This window comes from Deltaproteobacteria bacterium (assembly GCA_016874775.1).
In the GTDB taxonomy this organism is placed as follows: domain Bacteria; phylum Desulfobacterota; class Binatia; order Bin18; family Bin18; genus VGTJ01.
This window is the reverse complement of sequence record VGTJ01000014.1, coordinates 1-26,284: the sequence shown is the minus strand read 5'-3', so window position 1 is coordinate 26,284 and position 26,284 is coordinate 1. Positions and strand designations below refer to the sequence as shown.

General features: G+C 55.7%; 28 protein-coding genes. 14 read left to right on the top strand and 14 right to left on the bottom strand.

Translation table 11 applies throughout. The features are described from left to right. Positions 1-18 precede the first annotated feature (18 nt). A complete protein-coding gene (locus tag FJ147_03985) occupies positions 19-873 on the top strand; it encodes an SMP-30/gluconolactonase/LRE family protein (protein MBM4255038.1) in 855 nt (284 codons plus the stop codon). A 485-nt stretch (positions 874-1,358) separates the two neighbouring features. On the opposite strand, the gene FJ147_03980 is transcribed toward FJ147_03985, so the two are convergent. Together FJ147_03980 and FJ147_03975 are read right to left on the bottom strand one after the other, a co-directional pair. Then, the gene (locus tag FJ147_03980) at positions 1,359-2,117 is read right to left on the bottom strand and encodes an SDR family oxidoreductase (GenBank protein ID MBM4255037.1); all 759 of its coding nucleotides are present in this window, start codon (positions 2,115-2,117) and stop codon (positions 1,359-1,361) included. Positions 2,118-2,135: 18 nt separating this feature from the next. Further along, positions 2,136-2,501, bottom strand: coding sequence for a nuclear transport factor 2 family protein (locus FJ147_03975; protein ID MBM4255036.1), 366 nt, complete (start codon positions 2,499-2,501; stop codon positions 2,136-2,138). A 175-nt stretch (positions 2,502-2,676) separates the two neighbouring features. Between FJ147_03975 and FJ147_03970 the strand changes: the two genes are divergently transcribed. The 5 genes from FJ147_03970 to FJ147_03950 all read left to right on the top strand — a co-directional run bounded on the left by FJ147_03970 (position 2,677) and on the right by FJ147_03950 (position 7,423). Then, positions 2,677-4,089: a Rieske 2Fe-2S domain-containing protein gene (locus FJ147_03970; GenBank protein ID MBM4255035.1), complete on the top strand. Its 1,413-nt coding sequence runs from the start codon at positions 2,677-2,679 to the stop codon at positions 4,087-4,089. Further along, positions 3,941-4,576, top strand: coding sequence for a hypothetical protein (locus FJ147_03965; GenBank protein ID MBM4255034.1), 636 nt, complete (start codon positions 3,941-3,943; stop codon positions 4,574-4,576). The genes FJ147_03970 and FJ147_03965 overlap by 149 nt, the downstream gene beginning before the upstream one ends. 7 nt (positions 4,577-4,583) lie before the next feature. Next, the gene (locus FJ147_03960; protein ID MBM4255033.1) at positions 4,584-5,888 is read left to right on the top strand and encodes a Rieske 2Fe-2S domain-containing protein; all 1,305 of its coding nucleotides are present in this window, start codon (positions 4,584-4,586) and stop codon (positions 5,886-5,888) included. Further along, a complete protein-coding gene (locus FJ147_03955) occupies positions 5,858-6,343 on the top strand; it encodes an aromatic-ring-hydroxylating dioxygenase subunit beta (GenBank protein MBM4255032.1) in 486 nt (161 codons plus the stop codon). The genes FJ147_03960 and FJ147_03955 overlap by 31 nt, the downstream gene beginning before the upstream one ends. Positions 6,344-6,622: 279 nt before the next feature. Beyond that, on the top strand, positions 6,623-7,423 hold the full coding sequence (locus FJ147_03950; GenBank protein MBM4255031.1) for an SDR family oxidoreductase: 801 nt from the start codon (positions 6,623-6,625) through the stop codon (positions 7,421-7,423). A gap of 286 nt (positions 7,424-7,709) precedes the next feature. Here the strand turns inward: FJ147_03950 and FJ147_03945 are convergent, their stop codons facing one another. Genes FJ147_03945 through paaA form a run of 5 tightly spaced genes read right to left on the bottom strand, consistent with a single transcriptional unit; the run spans position 7,710 to position 11,748 of the window. Continuing rightward, the gene (locus FJ147_03945) at positions 7,710-8,477 is read right to left on the bottom strand and encodes an SDR family oxidoreductase (GenBank protein ID MBM4255030.1); all 768 of its coding nucleotides are present in this window, start codon (positions 8,475-8,477) and stop codon (positions 7,710-7,712) included. A gap of 52 nt (positions 8,478-8,529) precedes the next feature. Further along, positions 8,530-9,612: a phenylacetate-CoA oxygenase/reductase subunit PaaK gene (gene paaK, locus FJ147_03940; GenBank protein MBM4255029.1), complete on the bottom strand. Its 1,083-nt coding sequence runs from the start codon at positions 9,610-9,612 to the stop codon at positions 8,530-8,532. A 47-nt stretch (positions 9,613-9,659) separates the two neighbouring features. Next, positions 9,660-10,430: a phenylacetate-CoA oxygenase subunit PaaC gene (gene paaC, locus FJ147_03935; GenBank protein MBM4255028.1), complete on the bottom strand. Its 771-nt coding sequence runs from the start codon at positions 10,428-10,430 to the stop codon at positions 9,660-9,662. An 8-nt stretch (positions 10,431-10,438) separates the two neighbouring features. Beyond that, entirely contained in the window at positions 10,439-10,720 is a 282-nt protein-coding gene (locus FJ147_03930; protein MBM4255027.1) for a 1,2-phenylacetyl-CoA epoxidase subunit B, read from the bottom strand. A 26-nt stretch (positions 10,721-10,746) separates the two neighbouring features. Beyond that, entirely contained in the window at positions 10,747-11,748 is a 1,002-nt protein-coding gene (paaA, locus tag FJ147_03925; GenBank protein ID MBM4255026.1) for a 1,2-phenylacetyl-CoA epoxidase subunit A, read from the bottom strand. Between the two features lie 162 nt (positions 11,749-11,910). Here paaA and FJ147_03920 point away from each other — a divergent pair, with 162 nt between their 5' ends. Continuing rightward, positions 11,911-13,065: a hypothetical protein gene (locus FJ147_03920; protein ID MBM4255025.1), complete on the top strand. Its 1,155-nt coding sequence runs from the start codon at positions 11,911-11,913 to the stop codon at positions 13,063-13,065. 29 nt (positions 13,066-13,094) lie between these two features. On the opposite strand, the gene FJ147_03915 is transcribed toward FJ147_03920, so the two are convergent. Further along, positions 13,095-14,111, bottom strand: coding sequence for an LLM class flavin-dependent oxidoreductase (locus FJ147_03915; GenBank protein MBM4255024.1), 1,017 nt, complete (start codon positions 14,109-14,111; stop codon positions 13,095-13,097). Positions 14,112-14,142: 31 nt separating this feature from the next. After that, a complete protein-coding gene (locus FJ147_03910) occupies positions 14,143-15,045 on the bottom strand; it encodes a TauD/TfdA family dioxygenase (GenBank protein MBM4255023.1) in 903 nt (300 codons plus the stop codon). Positions 15,046-15,201: 156 nt separating this feature from the next. Between FJ147_03910 and FJ147_03905 the strand changes: the two genes are divergently transcribed. Both FJ147_03905 and FJ147_03900 read left to right on the top strand, forming a co-directional pair. Further along, positions 15,202-15,468 carry a GIY-YIG nuclease family protein gene (locus FJ147_03905; protein MBM4255022.1) on the top strand — a complete coding sequence of 89 codons (267 nt, stop codon included), beginning with the start codon at positions 15,202-15,204 and terminating at the stop codon, positions 15,466-15,468. Beyond that, positions 15,465-17,264: an ABC-F family ATP-binding cassette domain-containing protein gene (locus FJ147_03900; protein MBM4255021.1), complete on the top strand. Its 1,800-nt coding sequence runs from the start codon at positions 15,465-15,467 to the stop codon at positions 17,262-17,264. The genes FJ147_03905 and FJ147_03900 overlap by 4 nt, the downstream gene beginning before the upstream one ends. 279 nt (positions 17,265-17,543) lie before the next feature. Here the strand turns inward: FJ147_03900 and FJ147_03895 are convergent, their stop codons facing one another. The 3 genes from FJ147_03895 to FJ147_03885 all read right to left on the bottom strand — a co-directional run bounded on the left by FJ147_03895 (position 17,544) and on the right by FJ147_03885 (position 20,743). Then, complete coding sequence (locus FJ147_03895) at positions 17,544-18,710, bottom strand: amidohydrolase (protein MBM4255020.1); 1,167 nt, start codon at positions 18,708-18,710, stop codon at positions 17,544-17,546. Between the two features lie 18 nt (positions 18,711-18,728). After that, positions 18,729-19,697 carry a cyclase family protein gene (locus FJ147_03890; protein MBM4255019.1) on the bottom strand — a complete coding sequence of 323 codons (969 nt, stop codon included), beginning with the start codon at positions 19,695-19,697 and terminating at the stop codon, positions 18,729-18,731. A gap of 170 nt (positions 19,698-19,867) precedes the next feature. Next, positions 19,868-20,743: a fumarylacetoacetate hydrolase family protein gene (locus FJ147_03885; GenBank protein ID MBM4255018.1), complete on the bottom strand. Its 876-nt coding sequence runs from the start codon at positions 20,741-20,743 to the stop codon at positions 19,868-19,870. Positions 20,744-20,899: 156 nt separating this feature from the next. Between FJ147_03885 and FJ147_03880 the strand changes: the two genes are divergently transcribed. Further along, the gene (locus FJ147_03880) at positions 20,900-21,358 is read left to right on the top strand and encodes a VOC family protein (GenBank protein ID MBM4255017.1); all 459 of its coding nucleotides are present in this window, start codon (positions 20,900-20,902) and stop codon (positions 21,356-21,358) included. A 147-nt stretch (positions 21,359-21,505) separates the two neighbouring features. Here the strand turns inward: FJ147_03880 and FJ147_03875 are convergent, their stop codons facing one another. Next, a complete protein-coding gene (locus tag FJ147_03875) occupies positions 21,506-22,462 on the bottom strand; it encodes a glutathione S-transferase family protein (protein ID MBM4255016.1) in 957 nt (318 codons plus the stop codon). Positions 22,463-22,874: 412 nt separating this feature from the next. Here FJ147_03875 and FJ147_03870 point away from each other — a divergent pair, with 412 nt between their 5' ends. Continuing rightward, positions 22,875-23,285: a hypothetical protein gene (locus FJ147_03870; GenBank protein ID MBM4255015.1), complete on the top strand. Its 411-nt coding sequence runs from the start codon at positions 22,875-22,877 to the stop codon at positions 23,283-23,285. A 180-nt stretch (positions 23,286-23,465) separates the two neighbouring features. Here the strand turns inward: FJ147_03870 and nhaR are convergent, their stop codons facing one another. Further along, positions 23,466-24,368, bottom strand: a complete 903-nt coding sequence (nhaR, locus tag FJ147_03865) for a transcriptional activator NhaR (GenBank protein MBM4255014.1) — start codon at positions 24,366-24,368, stop codon at positions 23,466-23,468. 260 nt (positions 24,369-24,628) lie between these two features. Here nhaR and FJ147_03860 point away from each other — a divergent pair, with 260 nt between their 5' ends. The 3 genes from FJ147_03860 to FJ147_03850 all read left to right on the top strand — a co-directional run bounded on the left by FJ147_03860 (position 24,629) and on the right by FJ147_03850 (position 25,807). Continuing rightward, on the top strand, positions 24,629-25,012 hold the full coding sequence (locus FJ147_03860; protein ID MBM4255013.1) for an HPF/RaiA family ribosome-associated protein: 384 nt from the start codon (positions 24,629-24,631) through the stop codon (positions 25,010-25,012). Positions 25,013-25,038: 26 nt separating this feature from the next. Beyond that, positions 25,039-25,470 (top strand): hypothetical protein, encoded by a 432-nt coding sequence (locus tag FJ147_03855; protein MBM4255012.1) that lies wholly within the window; start codon positions 25,039-25,041, stop codon positions 25,468-25,470. Positions 25,471-25,558: 88 nt separating this feature from the next. Continuing rightward, positions 25,559-25,807: a hypothetical protein gene (locus tag FJ147_03850; GenBank protein ID MBM4255011.1), complete on the top strand. Its 249-nt coding sequence runs from the start codon at positions 25,559-25,561 to the stop codon at positions 25,805-25,807. Positions 25,808-26,284: the final 477 nt, after the last annotated feature.

Genomic DNA, 26,284 nt, shown 5'->3' with positions numbered 1-26,284 from the left:
AGAAAAGGAGGAACGCATATGCAATTTGAAACCTTAGCTACTGGATATGGATTGTTGGAAGGACCGCGCACGGATGATCAAAATCGTCTGTATTACAGCGACGTTCGCGATGGTGGTGTCTTTCGCCGTAGTCCTGACGGACGTATTGAGACGCTAATTGCCGACCGCAAGTTTGTCGGTGGTATCGCACTCAATAGCAATGGTGGGATTCTCGTTACAGGGAAATCGCTGGCGCACTGGAACGAGCAAACTGGCCAGTTACGCGAGATCTTCGCAAACTGGGAGGGAAAACCACTCTTTGGCATAAACGACCTCACGATCGACGATCAGGGTAGTATCTGGTGCGGCACGTTCGGGATGGACATTCATGCGTTCGACTTCAAGAGCACCCCAACCCCTGGATCACTGTTTCGCATTGATCCGCCGGGTACCATTACCAAACTCTGGGAGGGTGTAGAAGTCACCAACGGTTTGGGGTTCAGCCCTGACCGTAAATTGCTGTACCACAGCGATTCAACGACAAAATCGGTGTGGGCTTACGATGTGCACGCAGATCGTACGGTAAGCCCACGGCAACTGTTCGCCAAGCTACCAGAAGGAATGCCGGACGGTTTGACGATTGATGTCGAGGGTGGGGTGTGGGTTGCGGTCGTCGCTGGTCCTGGTGAAGTCGTGCGTTTCAAGCCAAACGGCACGGTCGATCGTCGCATCAAGGTCCCAGCTAAAACGGTGACGAGTGTCGCGTTCGGCGGTCCTGATATGCGTGATCTCTATGTTGTCACCGCCAATAACGACAACCGTGAATTAAAGGGCACCGTGTTCCGTACCAAGTCAGATATTCCAGGCTTGTCAGTGCCAAAAGCAAAATTCTAAATCTGACTACGCGAGATTGGTACAGGTCAATAGTGTTCGGCATTCGCTCTGCACGTATGTAGAGGGGTCCTTTCTCCTTTTAGGGGTAGGCTTTTACGCTGAGAAAAGACGAGACGTCATTCCCGCGAATGCGGGAATCCAGGGAGAATACGCAATCGTTCAGGGGTGAAGCTCCTGGATGCCCGCCTGCGCGGGCATGACGAACACGCGGATCCTCACGAGGGGAAATCTGCGCCAATTGTGGCTTGGATGAAAAACCTACCCTTATGAGGGTCCCTTCTCCCCGCAGGGGAGAAGGACAGGATGAGGGGAGAACGCGCGAGTGTGGCGCAGTGCGTCTCGCATCACCCTCACCCTAGTCCGGTCCCTGGCGGGTAGAGGGGATTGGCGGCGCCATGCACACAGGCCTAGGAGCAAACCAGTGCATCGACCGCACAGCGCACGCTACCGCAACCGGAAACCCGAGAAGGCCGCTAGCCTTCCTCTCACCCCCTACCGACAAACGGCATCTTGGTTGCCATCACTGTCATAAACAGCACGTTGGCACCAAGTGGGAGATTCGCCATATACAGCACCGCGTTGGCGACGCACTCAACGTCCATGACCGGCTCTACGGCGATCTGGCCATTGGCCTGTGGAACTCCCTGTTTCATCCGTGCGGTCAGCTCAGTTTCTGCGTTACCAATATCAATCTGTCCGCAGGCGATGTCGTACTTGCGACCATCTAAAGCCGTCGCTTTGGTGAGACCACTCAAGGCGTGTTTGGTCGCCGTGTACGGCGCAGAGTTTGGCCGCGGCGTATGGGCCGAAATCGATCCGTTGTTGATGATACGACCACCGCGTGGATCTTGCGCCTTCATGACCTTGAACGCTTCCTGTGTACAGAGGAACGCGCCGGTTAAGTTGATGTCCACAACATTCTGCCACTGGGTGAGGGTCAGATCTTCGAGCGGCACTGGCGGTGCACCAACTCCGGCGTTGTTGAACAGCACATCCACTCGTCCAAATGTCTCTTTGCTCTTGGCAAACAGTTCGCGGACGGCGTCAGCGTTACTCACGTCGCCTGGTACAGCCAACAACTGGCGCGCGCGAGCTCCGGCGTCAGTCACGATCTGCTCTAACAAGGCCCGGCGTCGACCATTGAGAACCACATTATAACCGTTATTGATCAGGCTCAGTGCCACCGCTTTGCCAATCCCTGAGCCAGCGCCGGTAACGATTGCCGTCTTATTCAGTGAAGTCATGATTCGCAACGCTCCACGTTAGAGTCCTGGCCATTTGCTAAATTCGGCATAGGTCCAGTCAGAGAAGATTTTACCGTCACGGCAGGTTAAGACCGCACAAAATGGTAGTTGCCAGTCTGGACCTTGAGCAGGGTTGAGTAACACTGCCTCGACGATCACAACGTTACCTGTGGCGTAGCGTCGGTCGACCCGCATCTTCCGCTGTGGAGCGGCTCGGAGCACGTCCTGTTCAATTTTTATGAACTGCTCGTGGCCACGGATGAATCCGCCATTCACTTCACAATCAGTTGTATAACACTCACGCACAAAACGCTCGGCGTCAGTGTTGTACAAGTTCTCATAACGTTGCGCTACTTCAAGATTGCGTTGTTCTTCGTTCGTCATGGAGGCCCTCCTCAGCGAGATCTGCGCATGGTTACCATAGATGCCTTGACAGAAGAATGGGTGGGGCGTAGGGGGAACTAGGTATTCACTGAATCACGCTCGGAGAGTTGTTCACGAATCATAACGCAGGGAAGCTCGAAGTCTGTAGGTGCTCAGGAGCCAAGGAGGGGCCACTATGACAGTGCGTGCTTTCACATCTGACAGCCGAGTCGCTGGCATTGGGACACCAACACCTTACACACAACCAATAGATTTTCAGGCGTATCTGGTCGACGCACCACAAGACGGCATGTTCACTCTTGATCGCAGTGTCTTTACCGATCCGCAACTGTTTGACCTGGAGATGAGGTATATTTTTGAGGGCTCTTGGATCTATCTTGCCCACGAGAGTCAGCTCCCGCGCCCGCATGATTTCTACACGACGACGATCGGGCGACAGCCCATCATTCTCATGCGTAACCACCAAGGTGAGATTGGAGGGTTCCTCAACGCTTGCCCACATCGTGGGGCAGCGGTGTGTTTGAGCAAGCGCGGTAACCAGAAAGTGCTCACCTGCCCGTATCATGGCTGGTCCTTCAACACCAATGGTACGCTCATTAGCGTGAAGGACCACAGTTCCGGTGCCTATCCAGAGGCCTTCGAGCGTTTTGATCATGGGCTTACGCGTGTGCCAAAGATAAGCAACTATCGCGGCTTCATTTTTGGCAGTCTCAACCCGGCGGTGGGCGATTTTGCGACGCATTTGGGACCAGCGCGGGTCTTCATTGATATGATCGCGGATCAGGCTCCGCACGGATGGGAGGTCGTCAAAGGCAGCGCAGATTACACTTACGGCGGGAACTGGAAGTTACAGACTGAAAATGGCGTCGATGGCTATCACTTCGATGTCGTGCATCGCACCTTCGTAGGTGTGATTCAACGGCGGATCGCTGCAGGAAAAGATGCCGTCCGCGCGGTCGATGTCGACCGGCTTGATAAGCCAGAGACTGCGACAGGCTGTTATGATCTGGGCAATGGACACACGCTACTGTGGACGGATTATCCGAACCCACAGGACCGCCCTCTGTATGACCGCCGTAACGAGGTCGTTGCGCAGTGTGGCGAGCTACGTGCGCGTTGGATGATGAACCGACTGCGCAATCTCCTCATCTACCCGAACATTTTCTTCATGGACCAAACATCGACCCAACTACGCGTGATCTACCCGTTAGCGGTCGATAAAACACGTGTCTCAACCCACTGCATCGCGCCAATTGGCGAAAGTGCCAAGGACCGGGCCCATCGGTTACGGCAATACGAGGATTTCTTCAATGCGAGCGGAGTGGGCACCCCAGATGACCTCGCCGCTTTTGAAGCCTGTCAGACGGGCTACAATGGACGGCTCGCCCGCTGGCAGCAGGGATACATGCGCGGCATCTCCCGTATGACACGTGGTGCAGATGCAGAAGCCCAAGCCCTGGGCATACAACCGTACTCCAGCTCCCGCGATTTTCGCGACGAAACCCTCTATCACGGCCAGTACCGCCAGTGGCTCAAGCTCCTGCGTGACGGTCAACAAGCGGAGAGCGAGGTGCAGGGTGGCACGTGATCTGCTGACCTGTTGCACCGACCTTCTCTATCGCGAAGCTGCCTACCTTGATGAACGCCGTTGGGCAGAATGGCTCGCTCTGTACACTGAGGATGCAGAATTCTGGGTGCCAGCATGGGACGAAGACGGCCAACCAACAAGCGACCCGCAGTCGCAACTCTCGTTGATCTATTACAACCGTCGGGCAGGACTGGAAGACCGCGTATGGCGCATTCAGTCGGGGCTATCTCCAGCCTCAACGCCACCGGTGCGGACGTGCCATATGATTTCTAATGTGTGCATGACCAACACATCAAGCAGCGAACCGTCCGTTGCGTCGCATTGGCAGGTGAATATCTATCGCCCTGAGCGGCATCAGAGCTTTGTCTATTTTGGCTTCTACGAACATGGCATTCGTGTCGTGAACAACCAGATCTTCATTGCCAGGAAAAAGATCTTGTTGTTGAATGATGTGGTCGAGAGCGTGCTTGATATCAATCATGTGTGAGGCTTTCATGTCAGCGAGCAAAGAACCACAATCTCCCTGGTTAACCTGGTCCCAAGACCCGACCGACCGGGTACCTTACCAAGTTTTTCTTGACCCCGCGATTTATGAGCGTGAACAGGAACGGCTGTTTCGTGGCCCGATCTGGGCGTATGTCGGCCTGGAAGCCGAGATTCCTCAGCCACAGGATTTCAAGGCAACCTTTCTGGGAGACACGCCGATTGTGATCAACCGCGATAAGGATGGTGCGCTACATGCCTTTGTCAATCGCTGTGCCCATCGAGGCGCGTTGGTCTGCCGCGAGTTGCGCGGCAATCGCGCGCGGCACACCTGTGTCTATCACCAATGGACTTATGATCTGAAAGGCAATCTCGTCGGCGTCCCGTTTAAGAACGGACTTGGAACCACGGCTGGATACCCGGACGACTTCCAAACGACAGGGCACGGGTTGCAGAAACTGCTGATCGCGTCGTATCGAGGCCTGATCTTTGTGTCATATGCGCACGAGGTCGAGCCGCTCGAAGATTATCTTGGGCCGGCCATGCGCTCGCATATCGACCAGGTCTTCAATCGCCCGATCCGGGTGCTCGGACATGGACGCCAATTCGTCAGCGCCAATTGGAAACTGTACGCCGAGAATGTTCGTGACCCCTATCATGCAAGCTTACTGCATTTGTTTCACATGACGTTTGGCACCTATCGCTCATCGCAGGGTGGGGGTGTCGTGTTCGATAGCAAAGCACGCCACACTTTGATGCAGTCGTATCGCCGTAACGAGGCAGACGAAGTCGCTGCCTATAAGGGCACCGAGATACGGACCTATCAGGCAAAGTATACGCTCGCCGACGCGTCATTACTCCAGGGCCGCCCAGAGTTTCCCGGACTGTCGATTCAAACGATCTTTCCCAGTCTCGTCATTCAACAGATTCAAAACACCCTCGCGGTGCGACACATTATTCCGCGCGGCCCAGAGCAGTTTGAGTTGATCTTTACGTTCTTCGGCTATGCTGACGACGATGCGGAAATGCAAACGATCCGTCGCAAGCAAGCTAACCTGGTGGGCCCGGCAGGACTGATCTCGATGGAAGATGGCCATGCGGCAGAAATTGTCCAGCAGGCGATCGTGCGCGACAAAGATGCCGCGTCGGTGGTCCTGATGGGCGGAAGAGGGATAGCGAACGAAGAGAGTCTGGTGACAGAAACCGGTATTCGCGGCTTCTGGCGTTATTACCGCGACCTTATGGGGTTCAGCCGGTCAGCCGATGTTGCCAAGGAGAGTACGTCATGGACGCACGCGAGTGCCGTTTCGCAGTAGAAGAGCTGCAGCACGCCTACGTCCATTGTATCGACAATGACCGGTTGGAGGAGTGGCCAGACTTTTTTACTGATGCATGTCGATACGAAGTCACTACGCGTGAGAACGTCGAGCAAGGGCTACCGGTGAGCGTCATTTACTGCGACAGTAAAGGCATGCTGCGCGATCGGATCGTTGCCTTGCGGCAGGCGAATATCTACGGCTCACATCGGTATCGCCACATGATCAGCGCGATCCGTGTCACCAAAGCCGAGGGCAATATGGTGTCGGCGGAAACGAACTACGCTGTGTATCGAACCATGCTCGATCCGGTCAATTATGGCCACAGCGAACTCTATAGTGTCGGTGTCTATCTCGATACGATTGTCATAGAGGCAGGCGTCGCGCGGTTTCGTGAGAAGGTGGTGCTCGTCGACACGGCACGGATATTGTCACTATTGGTCACGCCGTTGTGAGATCGTCGAGCCGGTCAATCTCTTTGTGATAGCCCTCGCTGAGCGGCAAGATCGGTGGCTAAGGTTTTCCGGCGTGTGACGATAGTTAATGCATACCCGCGAACGGGCGCGCTCCACCCACCACCCCCACCACCCCCACGGGGCCGTTCGTTCGCGGGTGTACTACGAAGCACCCTCTCCTTCAGGTCTGACACTCCCCCGGTTACGGCAGTGGACGCTACAGCGGTGAGCTATTACACTACCCGCCTGCACGACGGTGAGAACAGAGGAGGACTCAACATGCGATTTGATGCAAAGGTTGGGCTGGTTACCGGCGGAGGTTCCGGGATAGGTCGGGCGACGGCCATTGGCTTTGCAGCACGGGGCGGTGCGATAGCAGTCGCAGACATCAATGCTGAGAACGCCAACAAAGTAGCGGCAGAAATTGCCGCAGCAGGCGGTAAAGCGTTAGCGATTGTTGCAGACGTTACCAAGACCGCAGACCTTGACATGATGATCAGCCGGACGACCAGTACGTTCGGGCGACTGGATTTTCTGCACAACAATGCCTTTGGATTGCCGACCGCGCCCAGGAGCGGTCAGGTCATGACGCGAACCGGTGATGTTGACGACGAGGTGTGGAATCACATGATCGACGTCGGTTTGAGTGCGGTGTTTCGTACCATTAAGAGGGCTATCCCAGCCATGCGCGCACATGGTAGTGGCGCGATCGTGAACACGGCGTCGATATCGGGACTACGCGCTGACTATGGTATCGCTGGTTACAACGCAGCCAAGGCGGGGATAATTAACCTCACTCGGGTGATCGCTATCGAATACGCCCGCTCTGGCATTCGAGCAAACTGCGTCTGTCCCGGTGCCATCGACACACCTTTGCTCGCGCCTGCGCTGGAAATGCCGGGGTTCGCTGACAAGTTCAATGAAGCGATCCCGATTGGACGACTGGGGAAACCAGAGGAGATCGCCAACGTCGTCCTGTTCCTCGCCTCTGATTTAGCCTCGTTTGTCACTGGCGCGGCGTTTGTGGCCGATGGTGGGCAAACAGCGAAAACCGGCAGTCCGTCGTTTATGCCGGAGTGATGGCGACTGCCAATGGGACTCTGCATGGCCGGCGGCGCCTACCCACTCTGATTGACACGTACCGGCCAAAGCCCGCCCAAAATCAAGCCATGCGAGATTGGTACACTTGGGATTCTCACCGAGAGACTGTAGCGTGCGCCATGCGCACAAGAATCAACGTTGGCACCCGCAGCGTGCGCTCAGCGCACGCTACCCCAACTGTACGTCTCTTCTATGGTCCGATGTACGAGAGCGACCGTATTTGCGCTCATGAGTAGGTTGGAGATGTCCCATCCTGGAGACATTCCTATACCACCGCCCCCGCACTGGTATGAATCGTCTGTCCGGTAATTTGTCGACTCGCGGGCAGACACAAAAAGAGAATCACTGCTGCCACATCCTCAGGCTGTGACACGCGGTGAAAGAGATTCTCTAGCGGACCACTCGACGCCACTCGTTGCAGCGCTTCCGCATCACCAATCACTTGTGTCATCGCTGTCGCGGTAATTCCCGGAGCCACAGCGTTGACGTTAATATCGTGCGGTCCTAACTCCGCGGCGGCGCTGCGAGACAGCTGCACGATTGCGGCCTTCGAGCTCGCATACGCAAGCGGTGAGTTACGCGCGCGGAAGGCCGAACTGGAACTGAGGTTGATAATGCGACCGCCACCGCCACGCTCGATCATGTGACGCGCAACGTGTTTCATCAACAGCATCGGTGCTTTCAGGTTCACTGCCTGCACGAAGTCCCAATTGTCCTCTTCCATCTCTAGCAGTGTCTGAAACCGACCAGTGACCCCAGCATTATTGACGAGGATATCAATGCGTCCGAGTTGCTCGATGACCTTCGCGACCGTTGGACCGATGTGCGCACTCTGCGCCAGATCCATAGGAATAGCGATGGCGCTACCGCCAGCTTGTTTCGCTTGCGTAACCGTCGCGTCAACACCTTTTTGCTCTCGGTCGAGAACCGCGACGTTCGCACCAGCCTGCGCCAGCGCCAAAACTGTTGCGCGACCAATACCAGACGCGCCTCCGGTAACCAGCGCCCCTTTGCCTTGTAGTTCGCCAGCCATACGACCCTCCTTTGGTAGCCAACGTCGAAGATGTTACAGACTTCGCTTTGACTTAGGTTTCTTGGTCATAGTCGAGAACCAGCCGCTCTGACAAGGGGTAACTCTGACACAGCAGCCGGAAGCCACGGGCGAGTTCGTAGTCTTCCAGAGCGACACTCGCGTTCATGTCTACTTCACCTTCTGCGACTTTACAGCGGCACGTCGAGCAAATGCCCCCTTTACACGCGTATGGCAGTTCTAATCCTTGCGCCAGACCAGCGTCAAGGATGCTCGTCGAGTTTCTGGCCATGGTGAACTGCCGTCGGCGGCCGTCCTGAACAATCGTGACTTCACACAGCCCAGGAGCAGAGATCACTGATGATGCCGGGACTGAACGGTACGCGCGGCGCGTCTGGTTGGCGATAAAACGTTCGCTCTTGATGTGCTCTTTGCGAACGCCGTGTGCCTCAAGCGAAGCTGTCACGTCTTCAATCATCGTGCCCGGTCCACAAACGAATGCGACATCGATCGTGCGCGGATCGATCCACTTATCGAGGAGTGCATCACATTTAGCCCGGTCGATGCGACCATTGAAAAGGTCTATTTCCTGCGGCTCGCGGCTCATGACAAAGACCAGGTTCAATCGGTCACGGTAGCTATCCTTCAGGTCTGCCAGTTCTTCACGGAGAATGACATGTGACGACGAGCGATTGCCGTAGACTAACGTCACGCGACTCTGCGGCTCCGCTCGTAAGGTCGTCTTGATGATGCCAAACACTGGCGTGATGCCACTTCCTGCCGCGAACGCCACATAGTGTCTGCGCTGCTCGGCCGACAGTGGCACATTGAAACGTCCCGATGGCGGCAGCACATCAACCACATAGCCCGGCGCCAGCGTCGCATGCGCCCACGGAGAAAACACGCCAGCGGGTACGCACTTGATCGCCACGCGCAGTGTCTCATCCTGCACTGCAGAGCAAATGGAATAGGTGCGACGCATTTCCTCGCCGTCGATCTGCGCTCGCAAGGTCACGTGTTGCCCTTGAACGTAGCGGTACTGATCCCGCAAGGCTTCCGGCACTGCCAACGTCACAACAATTGCTTCACGCGTATCGTGTCGCACTGAGGCAACCGGTATTGGATGAAATCTACTCATAGGTTGCTATTGGGTCAGGCATGCGCACTTCTCGCAACACAAAGTACTCACCACTTTGCCCCAGGGTACGCACGTTGGAGGAACTGCATTTCCGCCAGAATATAGCCGAGGTGCTCGGTGTGTTGTCCTTGCTTGCCACCCTTATGCATCCATGTCGCCGTAGGCACGGTTAACGTCGCATTCTTGAGTACATCAGTAACATGCGTGAGCCAGGACGGACCTACGGCAGCAACGTCTGGAATGATGCGCTGCTCGCACAAGCGAACCTCGTAAGCATCTGGTGTCCACATCTCGCCGGTGAAGGGCCACAGTTCATCAACTGCAGCTTGCATACGACGATGGCTTTCGCTAGTTCCGTCACCCAGCCTCACGACCAGGTCGCTACTGCGGCGCACGTGATAGGTCACTTCTTTGACAGCAGTCCGGGCGATTTCGGCCATACGGGAGTCGCTTGAAGTACAAAGCCCCTGCAACAAAAGAACATGCCAGGCGTCAAAGTAGAATTGTCGGACCATAGTAGTGGCATAATCGCCGTTCGGCCGCTCGACTAACAAGAGGTTATGAAAATTCTGGACATCGCGCAGGAAGGCCAGCGCATCTTCATCTCGCCCCTGCCCTTCGACGTCACCGGCATAGGTTAACCATTGCCGTGCCTGCCCTAACAAGTCGAGGGCCGTGTTGCTCAACGCCATATCCTCTTCAAACATCGGACCTTTGCCACACCATTCAGCAAGTCGCTGCCCCAGGATCAATGCGTTGTCACCTAGACGTAGCAAATAGGCGAACAATGATTCTGAGCCCGTAGGAGGAGTTTGCACAGCGTTTGTCACAGATTCTTCACTTCCTTGGGCATGGGGAAGAAGGTCGGGTGGCGATAGACTTTATTGTTGGCAGGTTCGAACAGTGGTTCCTTATCACCTGGGCTACTGGCAACAATATCCGACGCCTTGACCACCCAAATCGATACTCCTTCGTTGCGACGGGTGTAGACATCCCGGGCGTGGTTGATCGCCATCTCAGCATCAGGCGCATGCAGACTCCCAACGTGCTTATGGGCCAACCCATGCTGGCTACGGATGAACACTTCCCACAGCGGCCACTCGTTCATTGCTGGTTCTCTCCGTTCGGTCGTGTTTACGCGGCTTTCTCAGTTTCAGCTTTCCGCAGTGCTTCTTTCTCGGCATGGGCAGTGAGCGCGTCACGAAACCATGCGCCATCTTCCCATGCTTGGGTACGCACACGCAGACGGTCACGATTGCATGGCCCATTTCCTCTGAGGATGCTGTTGAACTCCTCCCAGTCAATCGGGCCGATGTCATAGTGGCCACACTCTTCGTTCCACCGTAGCGCCGGGTCAGGAATGGTGAGCCCCAGGTATTCGGCTTGCGGCACGGTCTGATCGATGAATCGTTGGCGGAGTTCATCGTTGGAAAAGAGCTTGATTTTCCACTGCATCGACTGCGCGCTGTGGACAGAGTCGCTGTCAGGTGGGCCGAACATCATCAGCGACGGCCACCACCAGCGGTTCAGCGCGTCTTGGGCCATCTGCTTTTGCGCTTCGGTGCCACGACACAGGGCCATCATGAGATCGTAGCCTTGCCGTGCGTGGAACGCCTCTTCCTTGCAAATGCGAGTCATCGCGCGGACATAGGGTCCAAATGAACAGCGACACAGCGGGATTTGGTTCATAATCGCAGCGCCGTCGACCAACCAGCCGATCGCACCGACATCTGCCCAACTCACTGTTGGATAGTTAAAAATGCTAGAGTATTTGAGTTTACCAGAGAGCAAATCAGCGTAGAGCTGGTCACGGGTCACACCGAGTGTCTCGGCTGCGCCATAGAGATAGAGTCCGTGTCCTGCCTCATCCTGAACTTTCGCTAGGAGTATCGTCTTACGCTTCAACGTTGGTGCACGGGTGATCCAGTTCCCTTCCGGTAATTGACCAACAATCTCGGAGTGAGCATGTTGCGAAATCTGTCGGATGAGGGTTTTACGATAGGCTTCTGGCATCCAATCCTTGGGCTCGATCCTGATGCCGGCGTCAATGCGCGCTTGAAATGCCCGTTCCTCAGGCGACATCTCATCGTTGGTTTGTACCTGGGTGACGCCAGTATCAACCTGCTGCGCGTACAAAGACATAATCTTACTCCTCTTCTGCCGTGTCTGGTTCTGGGCCTGCGTTGTCGACTTTAGCATGCTACACGCGGCACGGGAATCGCAGCATGGAGCGCTTTCGGCCTGCGACGGACTCCTCTAGAATGTCGCCCATACGAACCCAGTGGAGACACACGAGCAATGCATATCGATCACGCTGAAATACTGAAACGGGTGGCGGAGATCGCCCCGCGCTTGGCACAGAACGCAGGAGCCTGCGATGACGCACGACAGGTAGTGAATCAAAGCATGCGTCTCATGGTTGACGCTGGCATGTTCCGCATTCCCCAACCAGCGCGCGTTGGAGGTCACGAACTCAGCCTCCGCACCCTAGGCGCCGCGGTCACCTCCTTGTCTCGCGCTTGCGCCGCGAGCGGTTGGGTCCTCATGGTGATGGGCGCTCATCACTGGTGTATGGGGACGTTTCCCGAAGAAGCGCAAGCGGCGGTCTTTGGTGATAATCGTGACGGGTTGGTCGCTGGAACACTGTCGTGGCAGGGCAACGCTGTACCAGTCGATGGTGGCTATCGGGTGAATGGACGGTGGCAGTTTTGCTCCGGCGTCGACAATGCTGAATGGGTGATGCTCGGCTGCGCTGAGCCAGATTCCTATAACCCACGCGTGCACGTGGTCGTACCTGTCGGTGAGCTGGAGATCGACGACACCTGGAAGGTGCTAGGTCTGCAAGGCACGGGAAGCAAAGACGTGGTTGCCCGAGACCTCTTTGTCCCAAGCAAGCATGCGATCGAGACGCGCCTGATGTTTGGCGGCAACAGTCCGCATATCAGCAACCATCGCACCAACCTGTACCGCCTGTCTGCCGAAGCGATGTTGTGTATGTCAGTGTCGACCGCTGTGCTGGGCTCAGCGCAATTTGCTTTGGATCAATTTATCGAGCGGACAAGGGAACGACGGGCGATTCTCACAGGGGCAGCCAAGGCGGAGCACGGTCCAACCCAGGTCCGTGTCGCTGAAGCAGCAACCGAGATCCGTTCGGCTCATTTGCTACAACAGGAAGTCTACGATGAGTTTGATCGACTATTGGAAAGTGGCGAGCGCTTCACTCAGGCCCATCGCACGTGGGTACGGTGGCAGGTATCGTACGCGGCTGAATTGTGTCGGCGTGCAGTGAACCGTCTGTTCAGCAGTTCTGGTGCGCACTCGGTCTATGCATCAAGTGCGCTACAAAGCGCTTTTCGCAATATCAACGTTGGCGCCCAGCATGCGAGCCTTGATTTCGACAGCGGTGCTGAGCCGTATGGAAAAATCTTGCTCAGCGCCAAAGGGGCAAAGTAAACGGTGTCCCCGACGGGACACCGTGCGTCTTAGCGAAAGGCGGGAATCACTTTACTGGCAAATAACTCCAGATGAGGTTGCACCCAGCGAGCGGGTAAGCCCGGGGGCAAGGTCCAGGCATAGAAATTGGTGAGCGGTGCCTCGGCCAGACATTCACGAATGACCTTAATGCAGCCGTCCGCATCAGCAACCGTGAGGAGACCGGTTTCCCGCAAGTGCGCGCGGTCACGGATGTGCGGAAACAACGGCATACCTGCGCGCTCGGCCCATTCAGCATACGCATTTACCTGGTAGATCACGTGATCGGCGGCTTCATTCCAGGTTTTTTCCGGATCATTGGAGGCGATAAGATAGAACTTGCCACCCGCCAGGGGCACGTTCGCGGTCGGCTTGCCGACCTTTTCTAGTTCAGCAATGTATCGACTATACAGATCTTTGGTAATGCTGACACCGACGTAGCCGTCGCCATATTTTGCCGCGCGACGTATCGCCGGGGGCGTAAATCCGCCAACCCACAGCGGCGGACGTGGCTTTTGAATCGGCTCTGGTGTGAGTTTCGCGTTGTTCACCTCAAAGTAGCGACCTTTGAACGTCAGCGTCTCGCCAGCCCACAGACGGCTGATAATTTCCAAGCCTTCGTTGGTACGACCACCACGTTCTTTGCTAGAGACAGCAAACCCGTCAAACTCTTCGACCTTGTAGCCAGTGCCAACCCCAAGTTCAAACCGGCCGCCAGAGATAACGTCGACCGTGGCACCATCCTCTGCTATGCGCACGGGGTTATGAAACGGCATCAGGAGCACACTGGTACCGATGCGAATGCGCTTGGTGCGCGCGGCAATCGCTGCCGCTATCGGTAGCAGCGACGGTGAATAGCCATCCTCAATAAAATGGTGTTCAGAGAGCCAGATGTCCTCGAAGCCGTGCTGTTCACCCCAGACAATCTGGTCGAAAATCTCACTGTAGAGCTGATCATAGCCACGCCGCCATTGGGGCGGGTTGCGAAAGTCATACCATAGACCGAATCGGAGTTTATTGGTTGTCATGTCTTCCTTCCTCTATTGTCACCAAGACGTCCTACAGTGCTGCGACGTTCACTGCCTCTGCCTGTTCGCAGGTATTGGCAATATCTGACACTGTCGCCCGATGCATATCGCGTCGCCAGCGCAGGTCATCGAATTCTGTTCCGCGATGCATCGTACATCGGTCATCCCACATCACCAGATCATGCAAGCGCCACCGATGAGTGTAGACAAACTGGCGTTGGGTAGCATGGGCGACCAATTCGTCGACCAAAGCGTGCGCTTGCTCGGACGTCATGCCGCGGATCGCGCCAATGTGCGAAGCGACATACAGCGATTTGCGCGCATTCTCAGGCAGCGTACGGACCATGCGCTGCGGCACCGGCTGCAGTTTGGCATTTTCCGCCTCGGTAAAATCGCGGAAACCAATTTTGGCTCGGGAGTACGACAACGCGTGCTCAGCGATAAGCCCTTCCAGTTGTCTTTTTTTCTCGGGCGGGAGCATGTCGTACGCTGCACGCATGTCGGCAAACTCAGTGTGCCCGCCGATCGGCGCGATCGATCGGGCATAGAGTAATGAGGCTCGTGCGGGAAGATATTTGAAGGAACTATCGGTGTGCCACAGACGATTCCCGAGGTTTAGCAGTCGCATACGACTCTTTTCCCCCCAGATATTGTCATCCACATCGAGATTGGCGACATCAGCAATCTCGGCTCTGACTCGGAGCTTCACACCCGGATTCAGGGCCAACACGCTCGTCTCTAGCGGTCCGAAATGCCGGGCGAAGGTGAGGTGCTGGTCTTCGCTGAGTTGCTGCCCCGGAAAAATCAGCACTGCATAATCCCAAAAGGCTTGCTTAATTGCCGCCACATCCGCGGCCGAGAGATCCTGCGAGAGGTCGACATCACCAATTTCAGCTACAAAACTGGGAGTGATAGGATAGACACTGATCGCCATGCTTCGATGCTCCTTGCCTAGCAAAACGTTTCGGTTTGCCCCGCGGCAACCACAGCGGCTTACTTAGCGCGACGGTCTCTGAAGATCAACGGCTTGCAACTCACGCGTGACCCTGTGGCCGTAGCCCTGACCGGCGATCAGTTCTATAATCTTCACATGCCGTTTGTGTACATACTGCGTTGCAGCAATGGATCGCTCTACACCGGAAGCACCACAGACCTCGAACGTCGGATGCAACAGCATCAGTCAGGCCGCGCATCCAAATACACCCGCTCCCATCTGCCAGTGACGTTGTGTTGGGTACGCGAGGTCGACTCGTGGCGTGAGGCACTGGTTGAGGAGCATCGCATTAAATCTCTGACCCGAGCTGAGAAACACGCGTTGATCGTCAGCCAACGAAATCAAGGCGCTGACCTGTCATGACTCGCCCGGTGTTGCTCAGCTGCGAAGGAGTCAGCAAAGCCTTCGGTGCTCAGGTGTTGTTCTCAGGTCTCTCATTTGGCCTGAGTGAGGGTGATCAGGTAGGTCTCATCGGGCCGAACGGAGCTGGCAAATCGACCTTCTTGAAGATTCTCGCGGGTATCGAAGAAGCAGATACAGGGACGCGTTCGCTACGGCGGCTCACTCGCGTTGGCTACGTGCCGCAAGATCCAGTGTTTGCGTCTGAACTCACGGTCGCAGAGGTTATCAATCAGGCCTTAGCTGCGAATCCTGCGGACGACATCGATCCTGCCGCGCGATTCGCTGAGACTCTAGGACGGGCAGGTTTCACGGACTTCACACAGCCCGTCACCGCTCTCTCCGGCGGATGGAAGAAACGCTTAGCCATAACCCAGGCGGTGGTCGCGTCGCCTGCAGTGCTATTGATGGACGAGCCCACCAATCACCTTGATGTCGATGGGATTGTGTGGCTTGAAACACTGTTGAAGTCCGAACCACTCGCTTATTTGGTTATCAGTCACGACCGTTATTTCTTGGAGAACGTCACCAGCCGCATCGTCGAGTTAAATCGGATGTACACTGGGGGTTTGTTCGAGAGCGAGGGACGGTACAGCGACTTCCTGGTGAAACGCGACGAGGCCCTGCGGAACCAGGCCGCATATCAGGCTGCTCTCGCCAACACCGTACGACGCGAGATCGAATGGCTGAAACGCGGACCCAAGGCGCGGACGACCAAAGCCCAGGCTCGCATTAAAGCTGCCGCCAGAAGTATGCAAGAGTTGGAAGACTTACAGTCTCGTATGGTCGAGACGCGCGCGTCGATCGATTTTACTGGTTCAGAGCGTAAGACCAAGAAACTGGTGGTGACAAGGAAAGTCTGCAAGAGCTTCGACGGCAAAGCGGTTCTCAAAGATATCGAACTGACGCTGACCCCTGGCGTGCGACTTGGACTTCTAGGACCAAATGGCAGCGGCAAAACCACCTTGCTGCAAATTCTTGCCGGTACGTTAGCACCCGATAGCGGTGAGATTGATCAGGCCGAGAACTTGCAGATTGTGTATTTCGAGCAAGACCGGGAGGCACTCGACCCAGATATGAGTCTCAAGCAGACCTTGGTACCCGATGGCGACACCGCCATCTATCGTGGACGACCGGTCCATGTGGCCTCGTGGGCCAAACGATTTCTGTTCCGGTCGGATCAGCTTGCCACCCCAGTACGGAATCTCTCTGGCGGTGAGCAAGCACGAGTGTTGATTGCCCGTTTGATGCTGCGGCCCGCAGACGTACTCATTCTCGATGAACCAACCAACGATCTCGACATCCCGACCTTAGAAGTACTAGAAGAGAGCCTGATGGAATTTCCTGGCGCGTTGGTCTTGGTGACGCATGATCGTTTCTTGTTGGATCGGGTATCAACCGTGCTGTTGGCCTTGGACGGCAGCGGTCAAGGCCTTTTCTACGCCGATTATCCGCAGTGGGAAGCTGCGCGAAAAGAAACCCTGGCTGAGACGCGACCGGTAACAACAAAGTCAACACCGCGAGCCGCGAAACCGGCACCGCGACTCACCTCACAGGAAAAGCGCGAATGGGAACAAATGGAAGCCAAGATTCTAGCGGCTGAGGAAGAGGTCACTGCTTGTCAGCATGCGTTGGAAGATCTAAATATAGCCGCAAACCCTACGGCTCTGCAGGAACGTTACCAAGCGTTGGAATCAGCTCGTGCCGCTGTCGAGCAACTCTACGCGCGCTGGGCAGAGCTGGAAGAGAAACAGAAGTGAGGCGGTTTTCCCGCCGTACCTGGGTCAGCAACAGCGGCGGATGGCACGAAATCCGTCATTCTGAGCGAGAGTGAAGAGCCTCGCAAAGGAATTCCTCACCTCGTCCAGAATGACGTACGACCAAGGGCAGAATTAAACCGAGCCACACGAGAGTGGTGCACTTTGGGGTGTCACCGGAGCGACCGTAGCGTGCGCACAGCGTACGGGAATCAAAGCTGACATGCGCAGCGTGCGCTGGGCGCACGCTACCCCAACTGTACGAGTCTTCTGTGGTCCTATTTAATCTCCTAATTTGTACACCCGCGCCACGTTCTCCCACAAAATCTGCTGCTGGGACTTCTGCGACAGCGGCGCAATCAACTCTCCCAATGCCTCCATGTAGTGTCCGATGTGGTCAGGATGAGGAAAGTCAGAGGCCCAGAAAAAGCGGTCTGTGCCAATGCTATTCATCACCACCGATGCGGTGCGCTCGTCCGGGTCGGCAGAAATCCAACACTGTCGTTTGAAGTACGAGCTGGGCTCCTGCTGCATCCCGGTGGTTTTGCCCAATGGACCACGAAACACGGCATCCATGCGATCGAGGAGATAGCCGATCCAACCCGCTTGTGACTCCAACACGACCATTTTCACTGTGGGGAAACGCTCGAACAGGCCGTAGTGAAACAGCGAGGCGAACGACTGGATCATCCCTTGCGCGACCAGCACATCCATGTACCAGGTAAAGTTAAAGTTCTCACCCTGCGCAAGTTCATCAAACCGTTTGTGAACATCGAACTGCGGCGGGTCAGCTGTCGGGTGGATACCAAGAGGGACGTCGAGTTCTTGCGCCTTGGCCCACAACGGGTCGTAGTAGCGATGGCCAGGCGATTTCTTCGTCCAGCTAAATGGCAGGAAAAACCCACCCTTGGCGCCGGCCTTTACAGATCGCTCTAGTTCGCGCGCAGCTTCGTGGGGATCGTCATCCAGCGTCACTTGCGCGATTGGCACGAGACGACCACCCGATTCTGAGCAGAAGTCAACGATCCAACGGTTGTAGGCACGGCAGTGTGCTGAGTACAGCTCCGGGTCGCGAATCTCGCCGAGGAACAGGCCAAGCGTCGGATAGAGGATCGTTTTCGCCAGCCCTTCCTGGTCCATCCGGGCAATGCGCTCTTTGGCGATCATCGAGCCAAACGGCGCACCACGCAGGTAGGTCCGCTCTGGTTTGGGAGCGATATTGTCTTTGCCCATGGCTCCAAGCTGACCAGCCAAACCCGGGTATCCGGCCCATGTTCTCTTGCCATCGACCTCGAAGATCTCCATACCGCTGTCATCAGTCCGTATGCGAAATGCTCGTTCACGGTACTTCGGTTCAAGATACTTCTCCCATAAATCCGCTGGCTCCAAGACATGGCCGTCAGCATCGATCGCGCCCTTGGTATTCACGCCGCTGTGTGTTTGGGTCATAGATGTCTCCTTGCTCTCCTATTTAATCGCTATGGGATTCACTGCCGAACCGCAGCCATACACTAGTTTAAGCGGTGCACCAGCAAATAGAAAGGTGTACTGCTTGTCTTTGTCGCAATCGTCGGCCAGATCCTTGAGCCAGACGATTTCATTGAAGATGACGCCCAGGTTACAGAGCAGCGCAGCATGCAACACACCGAGCGTCCCGCCAAGATCGCGATCGCAGCCTTTTTCGCAGCCGACGTTGTCGGCAACCAGCGAAGGGATTTCCATATCGTGGAACCAATCGACCAGTTCCTTACTGTACTCGACACCAGGTTCGTCGAACTCGCCGTCCGGGAAGAAGGCATTTTGCCCTTCTTCATAGAAGCGGTTGAGCCAGCCAGTGTGCACCACGAGGATGTCGTGCTTCTCGATGGTCACACCCTGTTTCTTGGCTGCGCCGAGGAGATCATCAAGCGTGACCCCTTCCCCACGATCCAGGTGCTTCTTCCCCTTGTAGCGGGCGGCGTCAATGAGAACCCCACGCCCGATAACACCGTGGTTGGCGATGGGTTCGATCGAGCATTTCTGGAGACCACCGATCGTGGTTTTGGGATCGTAGCCGTTGTAAAGCTTGTCGCCATACCAGGCATGCCCAAGCGCGTCATACTGTGTGGTTCCCTGCGGATACATGACGATGACGTCGTCCGTGTACTTGAGGCCACCAGCAAAAGGTGTGGATCGGCCGCTGATATAAGAGCCCTCATCATGGGTCAGGGTATGAATAGGCTGTGCACGGATTGGATGGAGCGGGTCGCCCTTTGGCCGCGCGACAGGGACCCCTAACATGAAGGTCTTACCCTGTTTTACTGCGCGCACGCCACGCAACACTTCTTCGTTGGTCAGAAAGTTGAGTGCGCCGATTTCATCGTCCTTCCCCCAACGACCCCAGTTTTTTGGCGCCCCTTTCAAGAGTTCGGTAAAATCGATCGGTTTGTCTGCCATCTTCTGTTCTCCCTAATGTCGGTTCTCTAAACCAGTCCAGGAAAGGTTGGTGCATTCAACTTGTCACCCTGAGGGCAACGAAGGGTCTCTCCGAGAGATTCTTCGCCCCGCTCAGAATGACAGGCGCGAAAGGCCACAACGTAAAGTGTACGAATGTTCGCGGATTCGATTTAGATGCGTGGTGTGTTCTCGGGTTCAGCGATCACGCGGTTCTCAATCTCGCCGAGCTTGTCGATCGCGATCTTGACGACATCTCCTGCTTTGAGCCACTTTGGTGGCTGCATTGCCGCGGCCACGCCACCAGGAGTGCCCGTCGATATGACATCCCCAGGTTCGAGTGTGAACGCAGTGGTCAAATGTTCGACCAAGTCATACGCGTTGAAGAGCAACTGACTCGTGTTGGAGCTTTGCCGCAACTCGCCGTTCACCCACGTCTTGAGGTCAAGCGCATGCGGGTCGCCAACTTCGTCGGCGGTGGTAATGCATGGTCCTAACGGACAGTGAGTATCCCATGATTTACCCATCGTGAAGGTTGGCACGCGGCGCTGCCAATCGCGCACGCTGACATCATTGGCGATCGTGTAGCCAAAAATGACCTCACGAGCACGATTCTTCGGCACGTGGCGGCAATAGCGACCAATGACCACAGCAAATTCACCTTCATAATCGAGTTGTTCAGAGGCCCGAGGCAAATGGATGTCTCCCCCAGGGCGGTTCACCGAGGTCGATTGCTTATTAAAGATCATCGGGACTTCCGGCGTCTTATTGCCGGTCTCGGCAATGTGATCTTTGTAGTTGAGTCCAACCGCCAGAATTTTGGGCGGGCGTAAAATTGGCGCTTCAAGCCGTACATTTGCCAGGGCGATACGTCCAGACGACCCAGCCAGCGCTTGCCGTGCGCTGGCAACGGCATCGGCTCCAGCCGCGATGAAGGCACACATCTCGCGGGGCAGCTGTGGAGTGGCCGCTGACAGATCGACAACGTTGCTCCCATCAACAACGCCGATCCGCGTTGTGCCGCCGTGAGTAAATGTCACGAATTTCATAACTTCCTCCTTTCTCTGATTCCAGACACGCGAACGCAGGCATTTTTATCTGGGAAACGCGCATGTGGCGAGACCACTATCAACAGCGCCCGGCGAAGGCTCGCCTTCTCTCCTCGGTTTCGCTATAGCTATGCTGCAACAAAGGAGGAAAATTATATGATTCAGGGTATTCACCATACGGCCATCTCGACACCGGATTTTGATCGGGCGCTCAAGTTTTATCGTGACCTGTTGGGGTTTGAAGAGGTGTGGTCTTCAAGCTGGAGCCAGGGAAGTGAAGTTGTCGATCGCATTGTCGGCTTACGCGATTCATCGGCACGAGTATCGATGCTCAAGGCAGGAAACGCCTGCATTGAACTTTTTCAATACGCGACACCGACGCCGCAACCAAGCTTGGCCAACCGACCGGTGTGCGATCACGGAATTACGCACCTGTGCGTGCAAGTCGCCGATATTGAAGCCGAGTATGCGCGCTTAAGCGCAGCGGGAATGCGTTTCCACTGCCCGCCGCAGATCGCTGGCAAGGGCGTCCGTGCTACCTACGGTCGAGACCCTGACGGTAATGTAGTGGAACTCTTGGAAGTAACGGATAGTGATAGCATGCCAAAGGTGTAGATGATCGTCCGCGGCGGCTGGCCCGCGAACGCCGGATGCCGACATTCGCGGGGCTGATGAGGACCGCGGCCTACGCCCGTCATCCCTGTGTTCGCGGGGGTGACATTGCCAAACACTTTCGATCAAGACAGTTTGCCCAACGACAACTTATGCTGCAGCAAAAATCTGCTCAGGCCCTTGCGGGACAATCCCGTTGGGATTGAGCCGTGCAATACTGTAGTACGTGCGTTTGATGTGATGAAAGTGCACGGTCTCGGCAACCCCAGGAACGTCGTACAACCGTTTGAGATACGCTGAGAGTCGAGGATAATCGGCAATGCGTCGGAGGTTACATTTGAACAATCCGTGATACGCCACATCGAAGCGAATCAGGGTCATGAACGCGCGCCAGTCGGTCTCAGTAATACGCTCACCAAGCAAATAGGGTTGCCCGGCAAGCCGGGCTTCCAAGTCATTGAGACAAGCAAACACGTTAGTCACGGCCTCCTCGTAGGCTTCCTGAGTAGTAGCGAAACCCGCACGATACACGCCGTTGTTCAAGTTGTCGTAGATCTGCGCATTCAATATCTCTATCTGCGAGCGCAGCTCGATCGGATAGAAATCCACCGACGCATCGCCAAACGCATCGAAGGCGCTGTTGAACATGCGAATAATTTCCGACGATTCGTTATTGACGATGGTTGCATGCTGCTTATCCCACAGCACCGGTACGGTGGCACGTCCGGTATAGTGAGGATCGGCTCGCGTATAGAGTTCATGGACGTAGGTAATATTGAACAACGGGTCAGGGATCGAACCTGGATAGGTGCCAAAGCTGTAGCCCTGCTCGGTCACGGTAGGAACGGCGATGGAGACCGAGATCACATCGTCGAGCTTCTTTAACTTGCGAAACACCAGCGTACGGCAGGCCCACGGACAGTTGAGAGCGACATAGAGATGATAGCGTCCAGGCTCCGCGCGAAAGCCACTCGCACCAGAGGGTCCGGGTGCACCGTCTGGTGTCACCCAATGGCGAAATTGCGACTCCTGGCGCACGAAGCGGCCCTGGTTGTCGGTGGCGCGGCGAAGCTGTGCGTCTCCTTGCCATTGACCGTTGACGAGCATAGGTCTCTCCTTATTGACACCTTTCATCGGTTTTTTCGATGAGAGGACTGTAAATTATCTATTTGCTTAAACATCGGTTGGTTCTGTATATCACCTCTATCAGCAAACACTGGTGAGTGGAAGTTAACCATCGACAGAGCAAAGGAGAGGTAGCCATGAAAAACTCAATCGCACTGAACAATCAATCCACCAGCCTAACCCGGATTATTCACGAAGTGCGAAACAAAGGGGTCATGTCGGCTAAGCTCATAAAAATCCTATTGTTTTGCTATGAAGGCTATAGCGATAGACCAAGTTGATTCTGCACACTGCGATTTACGCATTACGTGAAAAAACACCCTAAAGGTCCGTCTCAAAAAGAGTTTTCTCTCACAAGCCAAAAACTCATGAATAATCCGGGCTAAGCGCTTGCATGGCGCCGATGCTCCCTCTGGACAAAGGGACTCACATTTTCGGTGCTGTTTTGCCAGAGCAATTCTACACCCCGTCTCAGGAGTCGCACGAACGGTGGACAGGAGAACGTGGGCTTATGCTGGCGGTCTTGCAGGAAGCGGTGATGTCGTACTTGAAGTACGCTCCGAGTACAACCCATCGCGGCAAGCGCTTGTTTGCCGAGACGAAAGCCTGGTTCTGGAGCAACGATCAGCACTATCTGTTTTCCTTTGAAACGATCTGTGGTCACTTACAACTCGATCCCGACTACATACGGCGCGGGCTGGAAAAACGGCTGCGGCCAGAGCGCCCTCTGTCGTCACTGTCGCGCATCACGTACCGTCGCGCGGCAGTGACAAGCACCCGTGGTCGGCTCGCGCAAGCCGCGTAGGCTTTCGGTACGCGAATAAACGGCGTCAGATCGGGTGCGTGAGTCTCCAGCAAGCACTCGATGTGTCGGGGTACGGCAGGCCGTCCCCTCTTTTTACCAGCCCTTCAGATACCGCAGTGCACGACCGTGTTCCCCGCGCGCGGTGCAGCGGACATCCCTCCAATTATTGTTTCTTTCGCCTCACTGAACAAACAGTTTCTGTTGGGCTGCTTCAGAGATAGCGACCACCGCAGGGTGCTTGAGCTTCCGTTCAATAGAAATAGCGTAGAAGCGTTCGCGAATAGCCTCGATCCGACCGACTACCTGTGCTGCGTATTGGCGCTGGATTTCCTCCGCAATCACAGAGGGTGCTGGAAACAGACCAAGACCGCTCTGGCCGAACACCTTGAGGAGGGCGCTATCCTCAAACTCTCCAACCACTAACGGGCTGATCCCAGCCCCAGTGGCCCACTGATCGAACGATCGGCGTAACGAAGTGTTCTCCGTGGGAAGCAGCATGGGTGCGCCTTGTAGCGACTCAGGAAACTTGCGGCGATATTTGGCCGCGAGTTTCGGCGGCCCGAAGATCGAGACATCGCTTTCACCGAGCAAATGGTTGAAGGCGCGCACCTTGACCAGGGGTCCAATTGGCGCGTCGGCGAGCACCAAATCTAACCCGTGGACCGCGAGCTCCGCCAGCAACCTCTCGGCCTTATCTTCATGGCAAACGATGCGGATCGGATCTTTCAACTCGAGGGCAGGTTGTAACAAACGGTAGGTGATCAGTTTGGGCATGACATCAACGACCCCAACCGTAAACTGTACTGGTCGTCCTACCGAGCGACCCTTGAGCGTATCGGTCAATTCCCGGCCGAGAGTAAAGATTTCGTCGGCGTAACGAAAAACGACGCGGCCCATTTCCGTCAGGGCGATATTCCGCCCTACCCGTGTAAAGAGCTTCTCGCCCAGGGATTCCTCCAAGGCACGTAACTGGGCACTAATCGTCGGTTGCGCGAGATACAATTCTTCGGTTGCTCGCGTGATGCTCCCCAGTCGTGCCACGGTCCAAAAGTACAACAAGTGATGATAATTGAGCCACTCCATTGTTCCTCCGGTATCTGTTTTCTCTATATGTTAATCGCAAATATCGGGTTGTCGAGTTCTCCCGTGCACACCTGCAAGTGAAAACACTAAATGTGACATACCAACAAGTCGCGCAGTCCGCTACCATCGTACGCTGCCTGGCGCGCTTGCGAGAGTCCATAAATAATAGAGTTTCTCTATACGTTGTCTGCAATTATCTATTTGTCGCGTATCGACGGCGTCACTATAACGGATCAAGACAAGAGCGCGATGACACTCATATGACAGGAGAGGACATGAGAATAGACGTACGAAGCCGAGACCTGAGTGTGTCGACCGATCTTCAAACTCACGTTGAACGTCGGTTGCGCTTCGCACTCGCCCGCTTCGGCAGTCGCATTGGAGGCGTAACCGTTACCCTCTCAGAAGGACGTGGGCCGCGAGGAGGAGTCGATACACGCTGTCGGATAGTGGCTGCGCTGTCGGCCTCTGCGCAGCTGCAGGTGGAAGTGCAAGACATCGATCTTTTCGCGGCTGTCGATTGCGCGGCTGATCGCTTGGGACGAGCAGTCGGACGCGCGGTTGATCGAACTCACAATTATCCGCGCCAGCGGATCGCAGCGGCACGAGTCACTGGCGATGCCTTGTTACAGCAACGTCACTGACGTGCGACACCGTGGAGAAGCAAGAGATGGTGCGGAACGCAATAGAGGAGATTCGCGCGTTGGGGCTCACTACGCTACTCAGCCTCATGCTGGCACAAACTGCAGCTGCCTCCATGCTCGATTGGGTGACGTCGGGATCAGAGCAGGAAGTGTTTGAGATCACCGGGGCGGTTGTTTGCACGACGTGTCAACCCGATGAGGTGCGGGAACTGCATCCGGATGCCACTGCCCTCTACCCCGTGACACATTCGCAGGGACAGTTCGTCTTCAAGGTAGAGGACGTCAGTGGGTTGTCTTTGCGGAGAGCGATCTCCTGGCCGGACACGGTCGAGCTACAGCTCGCAGACGAGATGTTTTTGGCACTCGCGGCAGAAAAGAATCGCTTTAAGAAGGTCAAGCTTGATGCTCGGCTTAACAGAGGAAGAATTGTCGAAATACTCAACATCCACGTACCGTAAGAACAGTGTCTGCACTAGGCGCACTCTCGTCGGCCCTGGAGAGCCGCTGTAGACACGTAGCCTCGAATCACAGGAGGAGGGATTATATATGAAATCGCGGAAAAACTATGTCACCACTGCGCCACTCGGCATCAGTTTCTTATTGACCAGCGGCTGTGCGACGACCTGGACTCCAGGTAATCACCCACACACACTAGCGTGGGCACCGGGAACAACAACGCTCGATATCCGACCGGCACCGCAGGGACAAGATTTTCCGCATCCAGCGCCGTGGCATTCAGCGAAAAGCCGACTTCCTCTGGAAAATGTCCTGGTGTGGCATGCCCCACTATTCTAACTTTTCGTATACCAAGCTGCCCTAGCGTCGCTCTCTCCCGGCGACGCGGCCCCCAACGCCCGGTCCCTCCCTGGCCGGGCGTACCCCTCTGTTCAGGGCTCTGTCTCCGCATGGCCCCACTCACAGTTACCGTAGTGCGTAGCGCGTGATGCGGTACTGGTAGACAGACGCACTCGTTCTGTGACCTCCCAGGATGTGATCGAATGACCCCTTTGCGAGTCGGCTGTAGCCTGAGCACTTGCGCCTGCCTAACGAAGAGTTACATTGTCCAGACACACGATGTTCCGCTGTACTACCGCGGGAGGATGTCCCCAGAATCAGCGGACACGAACAGCGGCACTTGCTGAATACAGGAGAAAACCATGGAGCACTGTGAGCTTCCGGTAAAGCCGCTTGACACCCGAGGTTGAGAGACAGCAAGAGCTGCTGCGTGGTTGTTCGCACCAAACTCTCACGGCCAGACCGATGCAACGAGCA